3 protein-coding genes are annotated in these 3,347 nt (G+C 62.8%); all 3 read left to right on the top strand.

Annotated elements, in window-relative coordinates:
• Positions 1-126 precede the first annotated feature (126 nt).
• From ACOTYN_RS25945 to mphR(A), 3 genes are read left to right on the top strand one after another with little or no spacing between them, the layout of a single operon-like run.
• A complete protein-coding gene (locus tag ACOTYN_RS25945) occupies positions 127-1,032 on the top strand; it encodes an Mph(A) family macrolide 2'-phosphotransferase (RefSeq protein WP_000219391.1) in 906 nt (301 codons plus the stop codon).
• Complete coding sequence (gene mrx(A) / locus ACOTYN_RS25940; RefSeq protein ID WP_000004159.1) at positions 1,029-2,267, top strand: macrolide resistance MFS transporter Mrx(A); 1,239 nt, start codon at positions 1,029-1,031, stop codon at positions 2,265-2,267. The genes ACOTYN_RS25945 and mrx(A) overlap by 4 nt, the downstream gene beginning before the upstream one ends.
• Positions 2,267-2,851 carry a macrolide-binding transcriptional repressor MphR(A) gene (mphR(A), locus tag ACOTYN_RS25935; RefSeq protein ID WP_001137892.1) on the top strand — a complete coding sequence of 195 codons (585 nt, stop codon included), beginning with the start codon at positions 2,267-2,269 and terminating at the stop codon, positions 2,849-2,851. The genes mrx(A) and mphR(A) overlap by 1 nt, the downstream gene beginning before the upstream one ends.
• Positions 2,852-3,347 lie beyond the last annotated feature (496 nt).

The raw sequence follows: 3,347 nt of genomic DNA, 5'->3' as shown, positions 1-3,347 counted from the left end.
TGTAAGGCCTTTGAATAAGACAAAAGGCTGCCTCATCGCTAACTTTGCAACAGTGCCGGATTGAATATAACCGACGTGACTGTTACATTTAGGTGGCTAAACCCGTCAAGCCCTCAGGAGTGAATCATGACCGTAGTCACGACCGCCGATACCTCCCAACTGTACGCACTTGCAGCCCGACATGGGCTCAAGCTCCATGGCCCGCTGACTGTCAATGAGCTTGGGCTCGACTATAGGATCGTGATCGCCACCGTCGACGATGGACGTCGGTGGGTGCTGCGCATCCCGCGCCGAGCCGAGGTAAGCGCGAAGGTCGAACCAGAGGCGCGGGTGCTGGCAATGCTCAAGAATCGCCTGCCGTTCGCGGTGCCGGACTGGCGCGTGGCCAACGCCGAGCTCGTTGCCTATCCCATGCTCGAAGACTCGACTGCGATGGTCATCCAGCCTGGTTCGTCCACGCCCGACTGGGTCGTGCCGCAGGACTCGGAGGTCTTCGCGGAGAGCTTCGCGACCGCGCTCGCCGCCCTGCATGCCGTCCCCATTTCCGCCGCCGTGGATGCGGGGATGCTCATCCGTACACCGACGCAGGCCCGTCAGAAGGTGGCCGACGACGTTGACCGCGTCCGACGCGAGTTCGTGGTGAACGACAAGCGCCTCCACCGGTGGCAGCGCTGGCTCGACGACGATTCGTCGTGGCCAGATTTCTCCGTGGTGGTGCATGGCGATCTCTACGTGGGCCATGTGCTCATCGACAACACGGAGCGCGTCAGCGGGATGATCGACTGGAGCGAGGCCCGCGTTGATGACCCTGCCATCGACATGGCCGCGCACCTTATGGTCTTTGGTGAAGAGGGGCTCGCGAAGCTCCTCCTCACGTATGAAGCGGCCGGTGGCCGGGTGTGGCCGCGGCTCGCCCACCACATCGCGGAGCGCCTTGCGTTCGGGGCGGTCACCTACGCACTCTTCGCCCTCGACTCGGGTAACGAAGAGTACCTCGCTGCGGCGAAGGCGCAGCTCGCCGCAGCGGAATGAGCGAACGTCGATATAGCCCGCTCGCGACGCTGTTCGCGGCGACCTTTCTCTTCCGGATCGGCAACGCGGTGGCGGCCCTCGCGCTTCCATGGTTCGTCCTGTCTCATACAAAGAGCGCGGCCTGGGCGGGCGCCACGGCCGCTAGCAGCGTCATCGCGACCATCATCGGCGCGTGGGTTGGTGGTGGCCTCGTCGATCGGTTCGGGCGCGCGCCCGTCGCATTGATCTCGGGTGTGGTGGGCGGCGTGGCCATGGCGAGCATCCCACTGCTCGATGCCGTTGGCGCCCTCTCGAACACTGGGCTGATCGCTTGCGTGGTGCTCGGTGCCGCGTTCGACGCACCCGGTATGGCCGCGCAGGACAGTGAGCTGCCCAAACTCGGCCACGTCGCCGGGCTCTCCGTTGAGCGCGTCTCGTCACTGAAAGCGGTGATCGGGAACGTCGCGATTCTAGGTGGCCCGGCCCTTGGGGGGGCCGCAATCGGCCTGCTTGGCGCTGCGCCAACGCTCGGGCTGACGGCGTTCTGCTCCGTCCTTGCAGGTCTGCTCGGCGCGTGGGTGCTTCCCGCGCGTGCCGCTCGGACGATGACCACGACGGCGACTCTCTCCATGCGCGCCGGCGTCGCTTTTCTCTGGAGCGAACCCCTGCTGCGCCCTCTCTTTGGTATAGTGATGATCTTCGTGGGCATCGTTGGCGCCAACGGCAGCGTCATCATGCCTGCGCTGTTTGTAGATGCAGGACGCCAAGTAGCAGAGCTCGGGCTGTTCTCCTCAATGATGGGGGCTGGTGGTCTCCTTGGCATTGCCATTCATGCGTCGGTCGGCGCCCGGATATCAGCGCAGAACTGGCTGGCGGTGGCATTTTGTGGCTCTGCGGTGGGCTCGCTTCTGCTTTCACAGTTGCCAGGCGTGCCGGTGCTGATGTTGTTGGGCGCGCTCGTGGGACTGCTGACCGGCTCAGTCTCTCCCATTCTCAACGCTGCCATCTACAACCGCACGCCGCCAGAACTTCTCGGCCGGGTACTCGGCACGGTCTCGGCGGTGATGCTGTCAGCCTCGCCCATGGTTATGCTTGCGGCCGGCGCGTTTGTCGACCTTGCTGGTCCGCTCCCTGGCCTCGTTGTATCGGCCGTGTTTGCGGGGCTCGTGGCTCTACTCTCGCTCCGTCTTCAATTTGCTACAATGGCGGCGGCAGCCACAGCCTCCGCCCCAACCCATACAGAAGGTGAACACTGATGCCCCGCCCCAAGCTCAAGTCCGATGACGAGGTACTCGAGGCCGCCACCGTAGTGCTGAAGCGTTGCGGTCCCATAGAGTTCACGCTCAGCGGAGTAGCAAAGGAGGTGGGGCTCTCCCGCGCAGCGTTAATCCAGCGCTTCACCAACCGCGATACGCTGCTGGTGAGGATGATGGAGCGCGGCGTCGAGCAGGTGCGGCATTACCTGAATGCGATACCGATAGGCGCAGGGCCGCAAGGGCTCTGGGAATTTTTGCAGGTGCTCGTTCGGAGCATGAACACTCGCAACGACTTCTCGGTGAACTATCTCATCTCCTGGTACGAGCTCCAGGTGCCGGAGCTACGCACGCTTGCGATCCAGCGGAACCGCGCGGTGGTGGAGGGGATCCGCAAGCGACTGCCCCCAGGTGCTCCTGCGGCAGCTGAGTTGCTCCTGCACTCGGTCATCGCTGGCGCGACGATGCAGTGGGCCGTCGATCCGGATGGTGAGCTAGCTGATCATGTGCTGGCTCAGATCGCTGCCATCCTGTGTTTAATGTTTCCCGAACACGACGATTTCCAACTCCTCCAGGCACATGCGTAAACGGAGGTGTGCAGAGTCCCTGCGGCAGGCGACGAACACGACCGTCGTCGATTAGTACCGGTACGGTCGGTGGTATCGAAGTCTTGATCACCACTCAGGTCTACGGCTTACAAATGGTGACCATCCCGATACTTGCGTCAGAGCACCGGGCCGATTCTTTGACAGTGAATCACTCCCGTAAGGTTGTGCCGGTGTGGGTGTCCCGGGTCGAGACGATACTCCGCCAATGCGCCCAGCAAACAACCTGGCCATCGCAGGTGGTGGGGAGCGGTGTGGCGGATGAGTTGGACAAGTTGGTGTAGCAGCACGAGCACGGCGAGATAACATCGCAGGAGTTCGACATGCTCAAGAGACAGCTGATTGCGAATCGCGATGCAGATTCATAACCCGATTGCGGGTTGGCTTCACTCCACCATCACCGAGCAGACTAGCACGGCGGGCTCTGTTGCAAAGATTGGCGGCAGTCAGAGGTAGGCTGTCGCTCTGCGCCGATCAG

The sequence above is a fragment of the Enterobacter cloacae complex sp. IR5458 genome (genome assembly GCF_049238025.1).
GTDB classification, from domain to species: Bacteria; Pseudomonadota; Gammaproteobacteria; order Enterobacterales; family Enterobacteriaceae; genus Enterobacter; species Enterobacter kobei.
Note: the sequence above shows the minus strand (reverse complement) of the source record. Positions and strands in the feature narration are given on the sequence as shown.